The sequence below is a fragment of the Tolypothrix sp. VBCCA 56010 genome (assembly GCF_050875635.1).
Taxonomy (GTDB): Bacteria; Cyanobacteriota; Cyanobacteriia; order Cyanobacteriales; family Nostocaceae; genus Hassallia.
Genome location: NZ_JBPAOH010000168.1, coordinates 1 through 16,249, shown reverse-complemented (window position 1 = coordinate 16,249; position 16,249 = coordinate 1). Strand labels below are relative to the sequence as shown.

General features: G+C 43.9%; 14 protein-coding genes. 12 read left to right on the top strand and 2 right to left on the bottom strand.

Translation table 11 applies throughout. The features are described from left to right. The first annotated feature begins 213 nt into the window (after window positions 1-213). Complete coding sequence (locus AABK37_RS34980; protein ID WP_432556062.1) at window positions 214-768, top strand: Uma2 family endonuclease; 555 nt, start codon at window positions 214-216, stop codon at window positions 766-768. Window positions 769-1,082: 314 nt separating this feature from the next. Here the strand turns inward: AABK37_RS34980 and lepA are convergent, their stop codons facing one another. Then, the gene (gene lepA, locus AABK37_RS34975; protein ID WP_432556061.1) at window positions 1,083-2,894 is read right to left on the bottom strand and encodes a translation elongation factor 4; all 1,812 of its coding nucleotides are present in this window, start codon (window positions 2,892-2,894) and stop codon (window positions 1,083-1,085) included. Window positions 2,895-2,977: 83 nt separating this feature from the next. Here lepA and AABK37_RS34970 point away from each other — a divergent pair, with 83 nt between their 5' ends. The 11 genes from AABK37_RS34970 (at window position 2,978) to AABK37_RS34920 (ending at window position 14,791) form a co-directional block, all read left to right on the top strand. Continuing rightward, complete coding sequence (locus AABK37_RS34970; protein WP_432556060.1) at window positions 2,978-3,100, top strand: histidine kinase; 123 nt, start codon at window positions 2,978-2,980, stop codon at window positions 3,098-3,100. Window positions 3,101-3,436: 336 nt separating this feature from the next. After that, the gene (locus AABK37_RS34965) at window positions 3,437-3,673 is read left to right on the top strand and encodes a hypothetical protein (protein WP_432556059.1); all 237 of its coding nucleotides are present in this window, start codon (window positions 3,437-3,439) and stop codon (window positions 3,671-3,673) included. Window positions 3,674-3,858: 185 nt separating this feature from the next. After that, entirely contained in the window at window positions 3,859-5,610 is a 1,752-nt protein-coding gene (locus AABK37_RS34960; protein ID WP_432556064.1) for a sensor histidine kinase, read from the top strand. Window positions 5,611-6,161: 551 nt separating this feature from the next. Further along, entirely contained in the window at window positions 6,162-6,392 is a 231-nt protein-coding gene (locus AABK37_RS34955; protein WP_432556063.1) for a NifU family protein, read from the top strand. A gap of 125 nt (window positions 6,393-6,517) precedes the next feature. Continuing rightward, window positions 6,518-8,752 carry a glycoside hydrolase gene (locus tag AABK37_RS34950; RefSeq protein WP_432556058.1) on the top strand — a complete coding sequence of 745 codons (2,235 nt, stop codon included), beginning with the start codon at window positions 6,518-6,520 and terminating at the stop codon, window positions 8,750-8,752. 11 nt (window positions 8,753-8,763) lie between these two features. Further along, on the top strand, window positions 8,764-9,000 hold the full coding sequence (locus AABK37_RS34945) for a hypothetical protein (protein ID WP_432556057.1): 237 nt from the start codon (window positions 8,764-8,766) through the stop codon (window positions 8,998-9,000). A 65-nt stretch (window positions 9,001-9,065) separates the two neighbouring features. After that, entirely contained in the window at window positions 9,066-10,151 is a 1,086-nt protein-coding gene (locus tag AABK37_RS34940; protein ID WP_432556056.1) for a protein kinase domain-containing protein, read from the top strand. Between the two features lie 271 nt (window positions 10,152-10,422). Next, a complete protein-coding gene (locus tag AABK37_RS34935; RefSeq protein ID WP_432556055.1) occupies window positions 10,423-10,992 on the top strand; it encodes a response regulator in 570 nt (189 codons plus the stop codon). A gap of 464 nt (window positions 10,993-11,456) precedes the next feature. Further along, a complete protein-coding gene (locus AABK37_RS34930; RefSeq protein WP_432556054.1) occupies window positions 11,457-13,496 on the top strand; it encodes a protein kinase domain-containing protein in 2,040 nt (679 codons plus the stop codon). Window positions 13,497-13,499: 3 nt separating this feature from the next. Beyond that, window positions 13,500-13,628 carry a hypothetical protein gene (locus tag AABK37_RS34925; protein WP_432556053.1) on the top strand — a complete coding sequence of 43 codons (129 nt, stop codon included), beginning with the start codon at window positions 13,500-13,502 and terminating at the stop codon, window positions 13,626-13,628. A 143-nt stretch (window positions 13,629-13,771) separates the two neighbouring features. After that, window positions 13,772-14,791 carry a WD40 repeat domain-containing protein gene (locus AABK37_RS34920; RefSeq protein ID WP_432556052.1) on the top strand — a complete coding sequence of 340 codons (1,020 nt, stop codon included), beginning with the start codon at window positions 13,772-13,774 and terminating at the stop codon, window positions 14,789-14,791. A gap of 362 nt (window positions 14,792-15,153) precedes the next feature. Here the strand turns inward: AABK37_RS34920 and AABK37_RS34915 are convergent. Continuing rightward, the coding region (locus tag AABK37_RS34915; RefSeq protein WP_432556051.1) for a pre-peptidase C-terminal domain-containing protein at window positions 15,154-16,249 on the bottom strand (1,096 nt) is incomplete at its 5' end.

Here is a 16,249-nt window from a genome sequence, read left to right as displayed (position 1 = left end):
CACCCGTAGGGGCACGGCACTGCCGTGCCCCTACACGCGACGATATAATGTTGTACCGCATCTGAATGGGAACTGCTATACTACGAATTTTTCAGATATTTTTTATATGATTCACTGAGAAAGTTATTTAAATCCGAGTGCGATCGCCTTCTAGCCCACAGCTTTTATAATAAAAAACAATGCCAAATGCCTGTCGGATGGTGCTATTTGTTTATGATGTCATCCAACCTACGACAATATTTACCTAGCAGCGAAGAACTTTGCTGTTCCGACGATACACCTGTGGATAACGAAGACCAGAATTTTATCCCTAACTTTCTGCTGTTTTTACTAGAAGCGATTTGGAAAACTCGCCAAGATTGGTTTTTCGCTGTCGATATGGGAGTTTACCACACCACCGGAGTGAATCCTAGAGTCCCGGTTGTCCCCGATGGTTTTTTGAGTTTGGGTGTGGAAAGACGCAAACAAGGAAAATCTCGCAGAAGCTATGTTGTCTGGGAAGAAAATGATATACCACCAACGCTTGTTTTAGAGGTGGTTTCCTGGACACCAGGAGAAGAGTACGACACCAAAGCCGCAATTTATGCGAATTTGGGAGTATTATACTACGTCATTTATAATCCTGAATATTGGCAACGCGATCGCCATCAACCATTTGAAGTTTATAAGCTGATTGATGGTTCTTACGAATTGCAAAAAAGAGAACCATTTTGGATGCCAGAGATAAATTTAGGAATTGGGCGTAGACGCGAAGCGGCTTGTCGTTAGACATCGCCTGACCCTTCTAGAATTATTCAACGCGAAGTTTTATCTTGGTATGATGAGCAGGGGAATCGCTACCCAACGCCAGAAGAACAAGCTCAACAGGCTCAACAAGCGATACTTGATGCGATTCCTCGTTTACTGCAAATGGGGTTAGGTATTGAGCAAATAGCAGAGGTGTTGGGACTGTCAATCGATATCGTCCGCGCAGAAGTTCAAAAATAAGGATATCATTTCCCTCGTTACTGGGCTGCTGCCTCGAACTTTAAAGGCGGAGCCTTAATGATAGCATTCCCATGCAGAGCATGGGAACCAGGAAGTTACTGCGGATCTAAGCGCAGCACAGCCATAAAAGCTTCTTGCGGTACATCCACCGTACCCAAAGATTTCATCCGCTTTTTACCCTTTGCTTGTTTCTGCAAGAGTTTCTTCTTTCGGCTGATGTCACCACCGTAACATTTTGCCAACACATCTTTCCGCAAAGCGGGAATATGTTCGCTAGCGATAACCTTACTACCGATACTCGCTTGAATTGGCACTTTAAATTGGTGTCGCGGAATCAATTCTTTCAGTTTTTCAGCCATCGATCGCCCAACACCGTAAGCTTTATCACGGTGGACAATCATTGCCAAAGAATCCACCGGATCGCCGTTAATCATGATATCCAGCTTCACCAAGGGATTTTCGCGATAACCGATGATGTGATATTCCATACTTGCGTAACCACGCGATCGCGATTTCATTTGGTCAAAGAAGTCGGTGACAACTTCCGCCAAAGGTATCTCGTAAGTCAGTGTGGTGCGTCCTTTGGTAAGATACTTCATATCTTTAAAGACACCGCGTCGATTTTGCGACAACTCCATCAAAGTACCTACATACGTTTCCGGCGTAATCATTTCTACCTGAACGTAAGGTTCTTCTATCTTTTCGCGGTCATTGGGCGCAGGTAAACGGCTGGGGTTATCGATGTACAGTACTTCACCCTTATTTGTAGTCACCCGGTAAACTACTGACGGCGCTGTAATAATTAAATCTAAATTATACTCGCGTTCCAAGCGTTCCTGGACAATTTCCATGTGCAGCAACCCCAAGAACCCGCAACGAAAGCCAAATCCCATTGCGCTAGAAGTTTCTGGTTCGTAGTGCAGTGCGGCATCGTTGAGTCGTAGCTTTTCTAAAGCTTCTCGCAAGTCTTCAAATTGGTCAGCATCGATGGGGAACATCCCACAAAAGACCATCGGTTTCGCTTCGGTGTAACCAGGCAAAGGTTCCGGAGCTTTTTTCGCACTGAGGGTAATTGTATCACCAACCCGTGCATCAGCTACAGCTCTAATCGATGCGGCTAAATAACCAACTTCCCCAGCGTGGAGTTCATCAACTTGCTTTTGAGTGGGAGAAAGTACACCTAACTCATCAATATCGTATTCTTTACCCGACACCATCAAATAAATGCGATCGCCTTTTTTCAGTCTGCCATCCATCACCCGAAAATAAACAATCACTCCCCGATAGCTATCGTAGTAGCTATCAAAAATCAACGCCCTTAAAGGTTGATCTATCGTATTCTGTGGGGGTGGTACGCGCTCCACAATTGACTCTAAAATTTCATCGATGCCAATTCCTTCTTTAGCAGAAGCAAGAATCGCGTTACTGCAATCTAGCCCGATAATTTCCTCAATTTCGCTAATTACCCTGTCTGGTTCTGCCCCAGGCAAGTCTATTTTATTCAAAACTGGGATAATTTCTAGATTATGCTCTAGTGCTAAATATACATTCGCCAAAGTTTGCGCCTCTACACCTTGGGAAGCGTCAACTACCAAAAGTGCGCCTTCACAAGCCACCAAACTGCGCGATACTTCATACGAGAAATCAACATGCCCAGGAGTATCAATTAAATTCAGTATATACTCCTGACCATCTTTTGCCTTATAATTCATCCGGGCAGCTTGCAGCTTAATTGTAATGCCGCGCTCCCGTTCTAAATCCATGTTGTCGAGAAACTGTTCCTTCATCTGCCGCTGTTCCACCGTACCAGTGGTTTGCAGCAAGCGGTCAGCAAGGGTAGATTTCCCGTGGTCGATATGAGCAATAATACAAAAATTGCGAATGCGAGCTGCGGGAACGTCAGTCATATACTTCTTTAATTAAGCGGCAACCGAGTAAGATATGCAATTTACTTCATGTATTGTAATGCTTTCTCAACGGGGAATGGAAAATGGGGAGATGGGGGGATGGGGGGATGGGGGGCGGGGGGGATGGAATTTCTTTCTATTCCCAATGCCCAATGCCCATTGCCCGATGCCCATTGCCCAATGCCCAATGCCCAATGCCCAATTAAGAGAAATATGAAGGTCTATATCTATAGCATCTGGTATTGAACAACCATCGGCGTACAATAAACATGAAGAAGTGCAAAAAGTACACACCCCTTCGGGGCGATCGCACGAGCGTGCGATCGCCCGGAAATTGCTGATTGACAACAGAAAATTTATAGAGCTATTGTTTTGTCAGGATTCTCTAAAAATTGTGAGTTCATTCCACGCTTACTGCTACTTTGGCAGTATAAGTCGAAAATCGAACTCCAAGAAACGAAGACTTGTCAAATCAACTACTTGTGTATGATTGTCTTCTTCACAAAGCCTTTGACAAGATGAATTTCTCCTTATACAAAGCTATGAATATCAAACAAAAAGCTACCGATGCGGAAAATAGACAAGCCGATAAGGTAGAAATCGCTATCCACCTTGATTCTGAGTTAGTAGAGCAAATTCAGCATTTGACCAACGATCCCAGTAAAGTGATTGAGGTGGCAATTCGTCAGTGGTTGCGCGGTGAAGTTCCCAGAGATGATGAACTGACGCGTACTCCTTACCGTACACCTGTTCCACCACGCGGGGAATGGAATGATTGACTTATCCGAGATAAATTATAAACAGAGGATGAATTTATGTAAATTAATGTAAATTTTTTTGTCGAAGATAACAGATAGGCGAAAAAAACATTGCGAGTCTGGCACAGCTGTAATAAATTATGCCAAACTTTAAGCAGCTTTTGCTAAACTCTTGCGGAGTCTCGTTTGTTTATCTAGCTCAAGTCATGAGTATTACTGCCAACTCCCAACTTGCGAATCTATTGTCGAAGAATCTGAAATCTATTACAAGTATTGCTGACAACTCAGTACCAACTCTCGGTTCGGAGTTGGTGTACACCCAAGACATCACAGGAGATTACCTGACATTTTATTGGAGTGCAGGCGATCGCTTAGGGATAAATTCTGAGCAAATAATAGGCGATCTAAATCGGGATGAAATTTTCGCCCCGGTGGAAAAGGTTGCCTATTTGCAACGTTTAGGGCGAATTGTCAAAAATTTGGTACCGGAAAGGTGTCAATGCTGGTTTAGCTATCGTCAGGAATTATTTGAGTTGGAGTTGGTAATCAGCCCAATTATGCCGACCTTAGGCACAGCCACGACAACAGTTTTAGTAATGGGACGATTGCTACAAACAAAAAGCAACAAAAAAGCAGTACATCTGCCAGCCCCACAACCAACAGAGTTAGAGTTAGCTTTAAGTTCGCATCAATACCGAAAGCTGATAAGTCAAATTACCAGAAATATTCGGCGGACATTAGATTTAGATATTATTTGGCAACAAACAGTTGACAGTTTAGGAAAAGCACTGCGGTTAGAGCGCTGTATTATCTGTCCATACCAAAAACACAGCACAAAGGTATCGATAATAGCAGAGTATCACAAGCCAGAATTTGACTCAATGCTAGGCTTAGAAATAGATTTAGCAACTGAAGGTGCATTTGCTCAAGCTTTAGCAACCCTAGAACCAATTGTTGAAAATAAGCCCAAGCATAGAAAGTTTGGGCAAGAGAAAATTTTAGTAGTTGCGACTTGCCATCAAGACCAACCGAATGCTTTAATAGCCGTCAGTTTGCGCTCAGAGTGCAGCAAGTTGACTTCATTAGAATTAGACTTGGCAAAAGAAGTAGCAGATCAATTAGGAACAGCGATCGCTCACGCCACATTATATAAAGAATTAGAAGCAGCGCGTCAAAAAGCCGAAGAAGCCTCGCGTCTGAAAACCGAATTTCTCACCAATGTATCCCACGAAATTCGTACCCCCCTAAATGGGATGATCGGCTTTCAACGGCTGATTTTGGACGGTATGGCAGATGATGTTGAAGAACAAAACCAATTTTTGCTAGAAGCGCATAAATTATCTCTACACCTACTCGATATCATCCAAGACATCTTAGACTTTGCCAAAATCGAAGCCGGCAAAATGGATCTCGAACTCCGTTCAGTAAATATGGACGAGTTATTGAGTGATGTGGGAAATTCCATGCACATGCAAGCCGAACAGAAAAACCTCAGCTTCGAGATGCAAACCCCCGATACCTCCGATGAAATAATTGTCCACGGTGACTATCTGCGTCTCAAGCAAGTAATCATCAATTTAGTTGGCAACGCCATAAAATTCACTCATGAAGGTGGTATAACTCTCAGCGCTGACGTAGTTCGCAAAAAAGTAGTATTTCAAGACCAGCAATTTCCTGGTATGGTCAGAGTGCGTGTAGCAGACACCGGTATTGGCGTTTCTTTAGATAAACAAGACAAACTCTTCCAATTATTCTCGCAAGTAGATGGTTCCCGTACTCGCCAATATGGTGGTACAGGTTTAGGATTGGCAATATCTCAGAAGCTAGTAGAAGCAATGGGTGGTGAAGTCAATTTTTACAGCTTAGGCGAAGGGCTTGGTTCAACCGTCACATTCACAGTACCTTTATATCAACAGCCAGTTATGGTTTTACCGAGTGAAATTGACACCCCAGATTAACTAAATGGGCGTAATTAACATAAAATCTACTTTTTCTTCGTAGTGAGCGGTTTACCCTTCTCTTCGAGACGCTGCGCGAACGGGTTCGCCAGTCGCTCATGGGGGAAACCACGCCAGATGCTTCAAGCCGGGAGACCCGCCCAACGCAATGGCTCCCCTTGGCGTTAGCCTCTCCCTTTGGGAGAAGACCGCGCTGGCTCACCGCTCATATCTTAGATTTTAATCGATAGAGCCGCTCACTACATCGTTTAGCTATTCCAAGATTCTGCTTGAATTAGCAAAATTTTAGTAATTTGTCAAGAGTTGATAGCAAAGGATAACCGACAAACAACGAAAAGCAATTTAGCTGCAATTGGATCTACGATCAATTTAATAAAGCGAGAAAATAAAATCTTAAAGCATGGGGCATGGGGCATGGGGCATGGGTAATGGGTAATGGGTAATGGGTAATGAGGAAAGAATTATTACCAATGCCCTATGCCCAATTACCAATGCCCAATTACCAATTACCCATTACCCAATTCCATCATTTATTTACGAGGTCTAAACTTATGGAACTGACAACTGATAACGTAGAAACAGTCTTGGATGAATTACGCCCATATTTAATGTCTGATGGTGGCAACGTGGAACTGGTAGAACTCGATGGTCCTGTTGTCAAGCTTCGGCTGCAAGGTGCCTGTGGTTCTTGCCCAAGCTCCACAATGACACTGAGAATGGGTATTGAGCGCCGTCTGCGCGAAAAGATTCCAGAAATTGCCGAAGTGGAACAAGTAATGTAAAAGTTAGGAGGAGCGGAGTTAGAAGTTATGAGTTTTGACTTAACTTTTGACTCCTAACTCTTAAACGCCAGGTTGCTCAACGGGGGGAACCCCCGCACACAACTGGCTCCTCCTAACTATGCCATATGTCTCAACCCCTTTACGTCGCCTTTATCTGGCATCAACATCAGCCGCTGTACAAATCTCCTGACAGCGGCGTTTCTGTGAAAAGTAGTCAACATTACCGTCTGCCTTGGGTGCGTTTGCACGGCACTAAGGATTATCTCGATCTGGTGCTACTTTTAGAAAGGTATCCTAAGTTACACCAAACGGTGAATTTAGTTCCTTCGCTGATATTGCAATTAGAAGATTACGTTGCTGGCACTGCTTTTGACCCTTACTTAGAAGCGAGTCTGACACCCGCTGAACAACTGACGACTCAACAGCGGGAATTTATCATCGAACATTTTTTTGATGCCAATCACCACAATTTGATCGATCCGCATCCTCGCTATGCTCAGTTGTATCAGCAAAGGCAGGAACAAGGACAAGATTGGTGTTTAGCAAATTGGCAATTGCCAGATTACGGCGATTTGCTGGCTTGGCACAACTTGGCGTGGATCGATCCGCTGTTTTGGGACGATCCGGAAATTGCGGCTTGGTTAAAGCAGGGCAAGGATTTTAGTTTAGGCGATCGCCAACGCATTTACTCTAAACAGCGCCAAATCCTCAGCCAAATCATTCCGCAACACCGCAAAATGCAAGACGCTGGGCAATTGGAAGTAACGACCACGCCTTACACTCACCCGATTTTGCCTCTACTTGCCGATACCAACTCCGGACGGGTTGCAGTGCCAAATATGACATTGCCCCAAACCCGCTTTCAATGGGCAGAAGACATTCCCAGGCACTTGCGGAAATCGTGGGATTTATATCAAGACCGCTTTGGGCGAGAACCGCGTGGATTGTGGCCCTCAGAACAATCAGTCAGTCCGGCGATACTTCCGGATATTATTAAACAAGGATATAAGTGGATTTGCTCAGATGAAGCAGTCTTAGGGTGGACAATAAAACACTTCTTCCACCGTGATGGGGCGGGGAACGTGTTGCAACCAGAATTACTTTACCGCCCGTATCGTTTAGAAACGACCGCTGGTGATTTGGCGATCGTCTTTCGCGACCACAGGTTATCAGACTTGATCGGCTTTACCTACGGGGCAATGCAGCCAAAACAAGCCTCCGCCGATTTAGTGGGACATTTACAGGCGATCGCCAAAATGCAAAAAGACCGCCCCAGCGAACAACCTTGGTTAGTTACTATCGCCCTAGACGGCGAAAATTGCTGGGAATTTTATCCCCAAGATGGCAAACTTTTCTTAGAAGCCTTATATCAAACTTTAAGTAACGAACCAAATCTGAAACTCGTTACCGTCTCCGAATTTATCGAACAGTTTCCCCCCACAGCAATTATCCCCGGAAATCAACTGCATAGCGGTTCTTGGGTAGATGGCAGTTTCACCACCTGGATCGGCGATCCCGCCAAAAATCGCGCTTGGGACTACCTCACACATGCCAGACTTACCCTCGCCAATCATCCAGAAGCGACTGAAGAAAACAATCCCGAAGCCTGGGAAGCTTTATACGCTGCCGAAGGTTCCGACTGGTTCTGGTGGTTTGGTGAGGGACACTCCTCAAATCAAGATGCCATGTTTGACCAGTTGTTCCGCGAACACTTGTATGGCATTTACAAAGCGTTAAATGAACCTATACCCTCGTATTTGAAAAAAGAAGTAGAAAACCACACAGCAAAGACAGATCATCGCCCACAAAGCTTTATTCATCCAGTAATTGACGGCAAAGGCGATGAACAAGACTGGGACAAAGCCGGACGCATAGAAATCGGCGGGGCGCGGGGGACAATGCATAATAGCAGCGTCATCCAGCGACTTTGGTATGGCGTGGATCACCTGAATTTCTATCTACGGGTAGATTTAAAAAGTGGCGCCGCACCAGGGCGAGATTTGCCAGCAGAGTTAAATTTGCTTTGGTATTATCCTGATAAAACAATGCACAACAGCCCGATTCCCTTAGCGGATGTGCCGGATGCAGCACCAGTTAATTATCATTTCCACCATCATTTAGCAATTAATTTGCTGACGCAATCGATTCAGTTTCGCGAAGCTGGGGAAAATTATCAATGGCTTCCCCGTTTCAATCGCGCTCAAGTAGCTTTAGATACTTGTTTAGAAGTGGCGGTACCGTGGGCAGATTTGCAAGTTCCACCAGATTATCCCCTGCGCTTGATTTTAGTGCTTTCCGATGAAGGGCGTTTCAGCAACTATTTGCCGGAAAATACTTTGATTCCGATTGAAGTACCGTAGGGAATTGGGAATTGGGGAGGCAGTGCCGTGCGGAGGTTCCCTCCGTTGAGGCACCTGCCGTCATGGGACAAGGAGGACAAGGAGACAAGGAGACAAGGAGACAAGGAGACAAGGGGACAAGGAGAATAATTCTTCTTTCTCCCCATCCCCCCATCCCCCCCTCTCCTTGTCTTCCCCCACTCCCCCCCTCTCCCCACTCCCCATCCCCTGGAGGATTTTGCAAAGAAACGGTAATGCTATTGGCGTAAAAGAATCTTTATCGTTAAATTAAAGACATTTAGCAGCTTTTCAGCAAAACCCCCCTAATAGCCTGATGAATAGCTTTCCTCCGAAAACGTCAAATTTTCATGCGGATATTTTAAAGCAGACTCAACTTGGTCAACTGTGCGGTCAAGCGCAGTTATTTCGCGATCGCTATGCAATATTGAAAATATTGGGCAGAGGTGGTTTTGGCATCACGTTTCTCGCCAAAAACATGATGTTACCGGGGAATCCTCTGTGTGTGATTAAACAGCTTTGTCCCAAGGTAAGTAGTCCGAAAAGCTGGCAACGAGCGTGTTCGCGCTTTGAAAAAGAAGCAAAAACTTTAGGTCAGCTTGGCAGTCATTCTCAGATTCCCATGCTTTTAGATTACTTTCAAGCAAATGAGGAATTTTATTTAGTTCAAGAATACGTGCCCGGTTCTACTTTGGCAGGGGAAATCAAACGCACTGGTCCCAAAAGCGAAACCGCAGTTAAACAGTTTTTGCACGAATTACTGCCAGTATTGCAATACGTTCATAAACATCATGTAATTCATCGCGATATTAAGCCCCAGAACTTACTACGCTGTAAAGATGATGGACGGGTAGTTTTAATTGATTTCGGCGCAGTTAAAGAGAAATTAATCGAAACTAGTGACAGCGAAGAACATAAAAGCGTCTCAACAAATTTTGTCGGGACTATGGGATTTGCCCCACCAGAACAGTTTTCCCTGCGTCCAGTTTATGCTAGTGATATTTACGCAGTCGGAGTAACTTGCCTTTATCTGTTAACTGGCAAAGCACCTTTTGAATTTGAGTATGACTCGAATACCGGTGATATCTGTTGGCAAAAACATGTAGACATCAGTGACCACTTTGCTCAAGTTTTGGGCAAAATGGTGAAGGTGTCGTTATCAGAGCGTTTTCAAACAATTAATGATGTCATGTCTTCTTTAGGCTTGGAAAGCTATTTGCCGACTTTGACGAATTGTTTAACTACCCAACCCAAGAAAGGTAAAAGTATTGGAAACGCAGAATCCTCTGATTACCTGTCACCTGTAGCACGCACCGCTAGCGCTATTCGCGAATGGAAAGCAAAGCTTAATGCCAAAAATCATCCGAAATTTAGGGGTTGCTTACCTGAAGTATCTAATTAATAATAAAAATTAATAATTAAAACAGATTTTTCATATATTTGTCGATGCGATCGCCACCTGTAATGGTCGCTACATCAAGCAGATATAAAATTATATTACACAATCATTAGATAAATATTAAATTAAAAGTTTTCAGACTATATTTACACGAAAATAATTATAGTTAGAAAAACTTAACTTCTCTCTCATAAATATCTCTACAGGCAGATAGCGTTAACTATCTGCCTATTTCGACTTCCCAATCGCTTTCACCGACTAAAGGCGGTAATTAATGTGTCAAACAAATGAATGCGATTCACATACTCAAGAAAGCACATCGCTAAAAACACCACAAGTTGACAAATCATCTCTTAGTAACTTGCGAATACTTGTAGTAGATGACAATATCGATTGCCTGTATCTGGTTAAAGTTATTTTTGAAGATTATCAGGCACAGGTGAAGACCGTAACATCGGTGGATCAAGCCATTGAAGCGATAGAAGAATCAAAGCCAGATGTTTTAATCAGCGACATCTGTATGCAAGGTAAAGATGGTTATTCGCTGATTCGCTCTATCAGACGCTTTGAAGCTAAGATCGGAGGATTTCTTCCTGCACTTGCTCTGACGGGTTATGCACATCCGCAAGCGCGTGCGAAAGCTTTTGAAGCTGGCTTTCAGGAACTTATTTTTAAGCCTTTTGACCCCGATAAGCTAGTTGCAGAAGTGGCAAAACTTACACAACTACGCTATTCATCTATTAACAAACAAACATTTTTACTCAATTCAGTGTCAGTAATGGAAACTTATAAAAAAGTTTCAATTAACACTAAAAGAATTGCGAAATGCCAATGTATAAACTAATTTGAGAAAATTAAGAATCAGAAAAAAATTTTTGTTCAGATTATTGTATAATCGGGAGAATAATAAATCATACGGCTCTCTTGGTTTTCCGGAGTTTAGGAAAACTGACTATTAATTGCATTCCGTATACTAATAAGTAATTCCCCACTCCCCAAAACCTGGGTTATCTACCAAAAGTACACGAGAGCCAATTTTATTAAGGGAAAATTTGGGGCAAACTTAGCATCATTTGTCAACAAGAAGGGGGTAGGGTGTAGGGTGTAGGGTGTAGGGAGAATTAGCTCTTTCCTTGCACCCGCCACGCTCTTCAAGACCACCAAATCGGAGATTTTGGTGGGGGCTTGTACCCTATAGGTTCCGGGGCGGGGTGTATACAAATGCCAAGTTTTCTCATTCTTCGCCCCACACCCTACACCCCACACCCTACACCCTAGTTTTGGTCACGCAGTCGCGCCCATCAGATCATGATCTGCTGCATAAATCCCGATTGCCCAAATCCCCTAAATCTTGAAGGAAAGAAGTTTTGTCAAACATGCAGCACTCCTCTCGTGCCACTGTTGCGAAATCGTTTCCGTGTAATTCGAGTACTTTCAGATGAGGGTGGATTCGGCAGAACCTATCTATCAGAAGATATCGATAAACTTAACGATCGCTGCGTCATCAAGCAATTAGCGCCAAAATTTGAAGGCAGTTGGGCGCAAAAAAAAGCAATGGAGTTGTTTCAAGCAGAAGCAAAACGACTGCAAGAACTCGGACAACATCCGCAAATTCCAACTCTATTAGCTTATTTTGAGCAAGACGGCTGTCTATATTTGGTGCAGCAGTTTATCGACGGACACAATTTATTAAAAGAGTTGCAGTTACGGAAAGGTTATAACTATCAGGAAATTAAACAAATATTGATAGACTTATTACCAATCTTGAAGTTTATCCACGATCGCGGAGTCATTCACCGAGATATCAAACCGGAAAATATTATCCGATCTCAAAGTGACGGGCGATTAAATTTGATAGATTTTGGGTCTTCAAAACAGTTAACGGCAAGAGTACAAAATAAAATTGGCACTTCAATTGGTTCGCATGGCTATTCCCCGATTGAACAAATTAGGGATGGAAAAGCTTATCCATCTAGTGATTTGTTTGGTTTGGGTGCAACTTGCTTTCATCTGCTAACGGGAATTTCTCCTTTTCAGTTGTGGATGGAATATGGGTATGGCTGGGTTACAGATTGGCGGCAATATTTAAAAAGTCCGATTAATAATGAATTGGATTGGATTCTCGACAAGCTGTTAAAAAAAGAGATTCAGCAGCGCTATCAATCAGTTGATGAAGTTCTCAGAGATTTAACTCAAAAACAGTTACTGCAAGTACCAGCAACAACTCGATACTCGGCTGTAAAACCGCCACCAACTCAAGCACCATCTTTACCAAAACAGTATGCAGTACTGAGAAATTTCTTTTTGATAGGTGGTGTAATTATGTTATTGGGATTAGGAGATGTTTGGTATAAGCAATCTCGCCGTTTAGAAACCAGCTTATCGTCTAGTTTGAATCAACCAAAGATTAATCCTGATAGCATAGAAGCGATTTTAAGACATCCTTCACCAATTAACTTTGGGAACTTTTCTTTAACCGAAACACTCAATGGTTTTCATAACTCGGTTTTGTCTGTCGCCATCAGTCCAGATGGTAACACTATTGCCAGTAATAGCGATCGCGCTATCAAAGTATGGAATCTGGCAACCGGAGAGGAAATTTATACCCTAAAAGGTCATTCCAACAGGGTTAATGTCCTCGCTATCAGCCCAGACGGACAAAAACTGGTTAGTGGTAGTGAGGACAAAACAGTTAAAGTATGGAATCTCGATACAGGACGACAAGTTCGCACTCTTGTAGGGCATTCTGATTCAGTTCATGCCCTTGCCATCACCGCCGACGGCAAGACTCTTGTTGATGGTAGTGATGACAATACTATCAAAGTCTGGAATCTCGATACCGGCAGAAAAATTCGCACACTCAAAGGACATTCATTCTGGGTTCGGTCTGTCGCCATCAGCCCAAATGGAAAAATTCTTGCCAGCGGTAGTTTTGACAACACCATTAAACTTTGGCATCTGGCAACCGGTGAGGAAATTCGCACCCTTATGGGGCATTCCCAAACCGTGACATCCGTCGCCATCAGCCCTGATGGTAAGATGCTTGCCAGTGGCAGTCGCGACCAAACGATCAAATTGTGGAATCTTACCACCGGTCAGCAACTTCGTACACTCTCCGGGCATTCCAAAACAGTCACATCCCTCGCTTTTAGTGCCGATGGCAAAATTCTTGCTAGTGGCAGTCGCGACCAAACGATCAAATTGTGGCAGATCGATACCGGAAAGCAAATCCGCACCCTTTTGGGACATTCCCAAACTGTGACATCCCTTGCCCTTAGTCCCGATGGCAAAACCCTTGTCAGCGGTAGTGAGGACAATACCATCAAGATTTGGCGAGTGTCTAATTAGGGAATGGGGGAATGGGGGACAAGGAGACAAGGAGACAAGGAGAATAATTCTTTCTCCCCCTCCCCTTGTCCCCCCCTCTTTCCATCCCTAATGTCAATGCCTAATTTTTTGCGATTAGGAGAAAAAAGATAACAAAATGTGGCAGAAAATTTGGAATGCGATCGCTTTAATGAGTAGATAAAGGTATTTCCACAACACCTCCAATGCTGAGTTCTATCTTTAAAGAGCGCAGCATTGAAGTTGTTTAACTGCGGAATCTGTAAGGTCTGTAAACCATGACTTACTTCAAAATTAAACTTTTCACTGGTGCTGCGATCGCGCTTTTGGGATTTGGCGCAATTTTCTATTGGGAGTTTCCCTTAGCTGCATCTGGTTCTAATCAGCCTTTAAAGACACTTGGGGAAACCTTTTCGCCCAACTTGACGTTGAAAGGACATTCCGATTCAGTTTGGGCTGTCGCTATTAGCCCTGATGGGCGGACGCTTGCTAGCGTTAGTACTGACAAGACCATCAAACTGTGGAATCTGGCGACGGGACAGGAACTCCGTACCCTAAAAGGGCATTCTGACTGGGTTAATTCCGTCGCTTTCAGTCCCGATGGCAAAACTCTTGCCACTGGCAGTAGTGATAAGACTGTCAAACTGTGGGACTTGGCTACCGGACAAGAAATCCGCACTTTCAGGGGACATTCAGTTTCAGTTCAGGCGATCGCTTTTAGCCCAGATGGGCAAAGTTTAGTTAGTGGCAGTTGGGATCAGACAATCAAACTGTGGAATGTTACTACCGGAGTGGTTATCCGCACGCTGAAAGCGAATTGTGATGTAGTTACATCTGTCGCTATCAGTCCTGACGGCAAAACTCTTGCCAGTGGTAATAATTTTGACAGTACCATAAAACTGTGGAATTTGGCAACAGGAAAAGAAATCCGCTCATTAAAAGGTCATGATGCCGCTGTTAATTCTGTCGCCTTCAGTCCAGATGGACAGACTCTTGCCAGTGGCAGTTGGGACGACACAATTAAATTGTGGAATTTACCTACCGGAGAAGAAATTCGCACCCTAACAGGTCATAGCGATAAAGTTTGGTCTGTTGCCTTTAGCCCCGATAGCAAAACTTTAGCTAGTGCTAGTTGGGACGACACTATCAAATTGTGGAATCTAACTACGGGAGAGCAAATCAGCACTCTAACTGGACATGTCAACAGAGTTTGGTCTGTCGTTTTTAGTCCCGATGGACAGCAGATTGCCAGTGGTAGTAAGGACAAAACTATCAAGATTTGGCGGATGTCTCAGTGAACTACCACACACTTTTGCTACGCGGTAAGTGTGGGCTTCCCAATTCAACGGGAATAGCCTTCAGAACACAGTCGTTCTATTGGTCTTACATTCCCTCCAAGGGCAGGAGTCCTGGTTCCCAAGACCCAAATCTTTTTCTTGCAACATGTACCGTTTAGCTTGGTTTTCGCTTATGGCATTGATGGTCAAGATGTCTCATTATATCAGAGATTTGCTCGTTTCCTCATCCATCCCCTCACTGCACAAAAGAGCGCTTGAAGAGTCAGACTGTTTGGGGATGGAATCGTCATCTCACTCGTCTTTCATCCCTGAGCCAAATCTGCATCCGCATGGCGGGGGACTTCCCGCCTGTTTAGTTAAAATTAGAAAACAGTCAATCGGTATTTACCGCGTTGAAGTGAATTACTAGAAATCACCACTACGTAGTAAGTTTCATCTTTAGGCAACCTAGCTCGGTCAATTAAAGCACTGTACTTGCCATCTTTGGCATTATCAGCGGCGACTATTTTGCCTTGAGAATCCAGCAACACTATATAAGGAGAAAATTCTTCATAGACACTATCTACACGAATACTAACAAGTTGGTCTTTTTTGCCTTGAAACTTGGAAATATCGTAAACGCTGCCATCTTGCCTTCTTAGGCTTTGAGGTGTCAGTTCGCTTTGGGAGTCTAGACTGTAGCTAGCTCGGTCATTTCTGAGTGCGAGACTGTAGCGACCTTTATCGCCAGGATTTTGACTAGTGACTGCGATCGTATAAGTACCGTTTGCAGGCAGTCGGACAAATACGAAAGCATCTTTAACTTCACTGGCTCCCCCACTGCCTCTTTTTAACAGAACGTTGTTGTTGGGGTCAAGCAAAAACATGAACGGATCTAAGCTTAGGTTATTTGAGCGGCGTTGATCGACACTGCCACCTAGTCTAATTTGGATCAGTTGGTTTGCTCTGCCTTGAAACTGGTAGAAATGAAAATATCTACCTTGAGACTTAAAGTCACCCGGAGCCAAAACACCGAAGGCGATATCTACAAAGTTAATTTGCTTGTAATTAAGTCTTCTAGATGGAGAAACAGGCGAATTTTCTACACTTCGATTAGTAGCTGGCTTGCGATCGCCCCGTCTTGAAGGAACACGAGGTTGTGAAGGCTCCGGTGTCGGGTTGGAATACGTCGGTGTCGATGGTCTAGGTGTAGATGTACGTGCTGGTGGTGTCGGTTCGGTATTTACAGGATTAGTTCGTCTCGGTGTAACTGCTGGTGGTGTCGGTTCGGTATTTACAGGATTGGTTCGTCTCGGTGTAACTGTTGGTGGTGTCGGTTCGGTATTTACAGGATTAGTTCGTCTAGGTGTAACTGTTGGTGGTGTCGGTTCGCTATTTACAGGATTGGTTCGTCTAGGTGTAACTGCTGGTGGTGTCGGTTCGCTATTTACAGGATTGGTTCGTCTAGGTGTAACTGCT

What these genes read in the sequence shown, in the direction of transcription:
- AABK37_RS34950 (WP_432556058.1), top strand. Translation starts at nt 6,518, where the DNA reads ATGTCTCAACCCCTTTACGTCGCCTTTATCTGGCATCAACATCAGCCG.
- AABK37_RS34960 (WP_432556064.1), top strand. Translation starts at nt 3,859, where the DNA reads ATGAGTATTACTGCCAACTCCCAACTTGCGAATCTATTGTCGAAGAAT.
- AABK37_RS34935 (WP_432556055.1), top strand. Translation starts at nt 10,423, where the DNA reads ATGTGTCAAACAAATGAATGCGATTCACATACTCAAGAAAGCACATCG.
- AABK37_RS34925 (WP_432556053.1), top strand. Translation starts at nt 13,500, where the DNA reads ATGGGGGAATGGGGGACAAGGAGACAAGGAGACAAGGAGAATAATTCT.
- AABK37_RS34965 (WP_432556059.1), top strand. Translation starts at nt 3,437, where the DNA reads ATGAATATCAAACAAAAAGCTACCGATGCGGAAAATAGACAAGCCGAT.
- AABK37_RS34970 (WP_432556060.1), top strand. Translation starts at nt 2,978, where the DNA reads ATGGGGAGATGGGGGGATGGGGGGATGGGGGGCGGGGGGGATGGAATT.
- AABK37_RS34930 (WP_432556054.1), top strand. Translation starts at nt 11,457, where the DNA reads ATGATCTGCTGCATAAATCCCGATTGCCCAAATCCCCTAAATCTTGAA.
- AABK37_RS34920 (WP_432556052.1), top strand. Translation starts at nt 13,772, where the DNA reads ATGACTTACTTCAAAATTAAACTTTTCACTGGTGCTGCGATCGCGCTT.
- AABK37_RS34940 (WP_432556056.1), top strand. Translation starts at nt 9,066, where the DNA reads ATGAATAGCTTTCCTCCGAAAACGTCAAATTTTCATGCGGATATTTTA.
- AABK37_RS34955 (WP_432556063.1), top strand. Translation starts at nt 6,162, where the DNA reads ATGGAACTGACAACTGATAACGTAGAAACAGTCTTGGATGAATTACGC.
- lepA (WP_432556061.1), bottom strand. Translation starts at nt 2,894, where the DNA reads ATGACTGACGTTCCCGCAGCTCGCATTCGCAATTTTTGTATTATTGCT.
- AABK37_RS34980 (WP_432556062.1), top strand. Translation starts at nt 214, where the DNA reads ATGATGTCATCCAACCTACGACAATATTTACCTAGCAGCGAAGAACTT.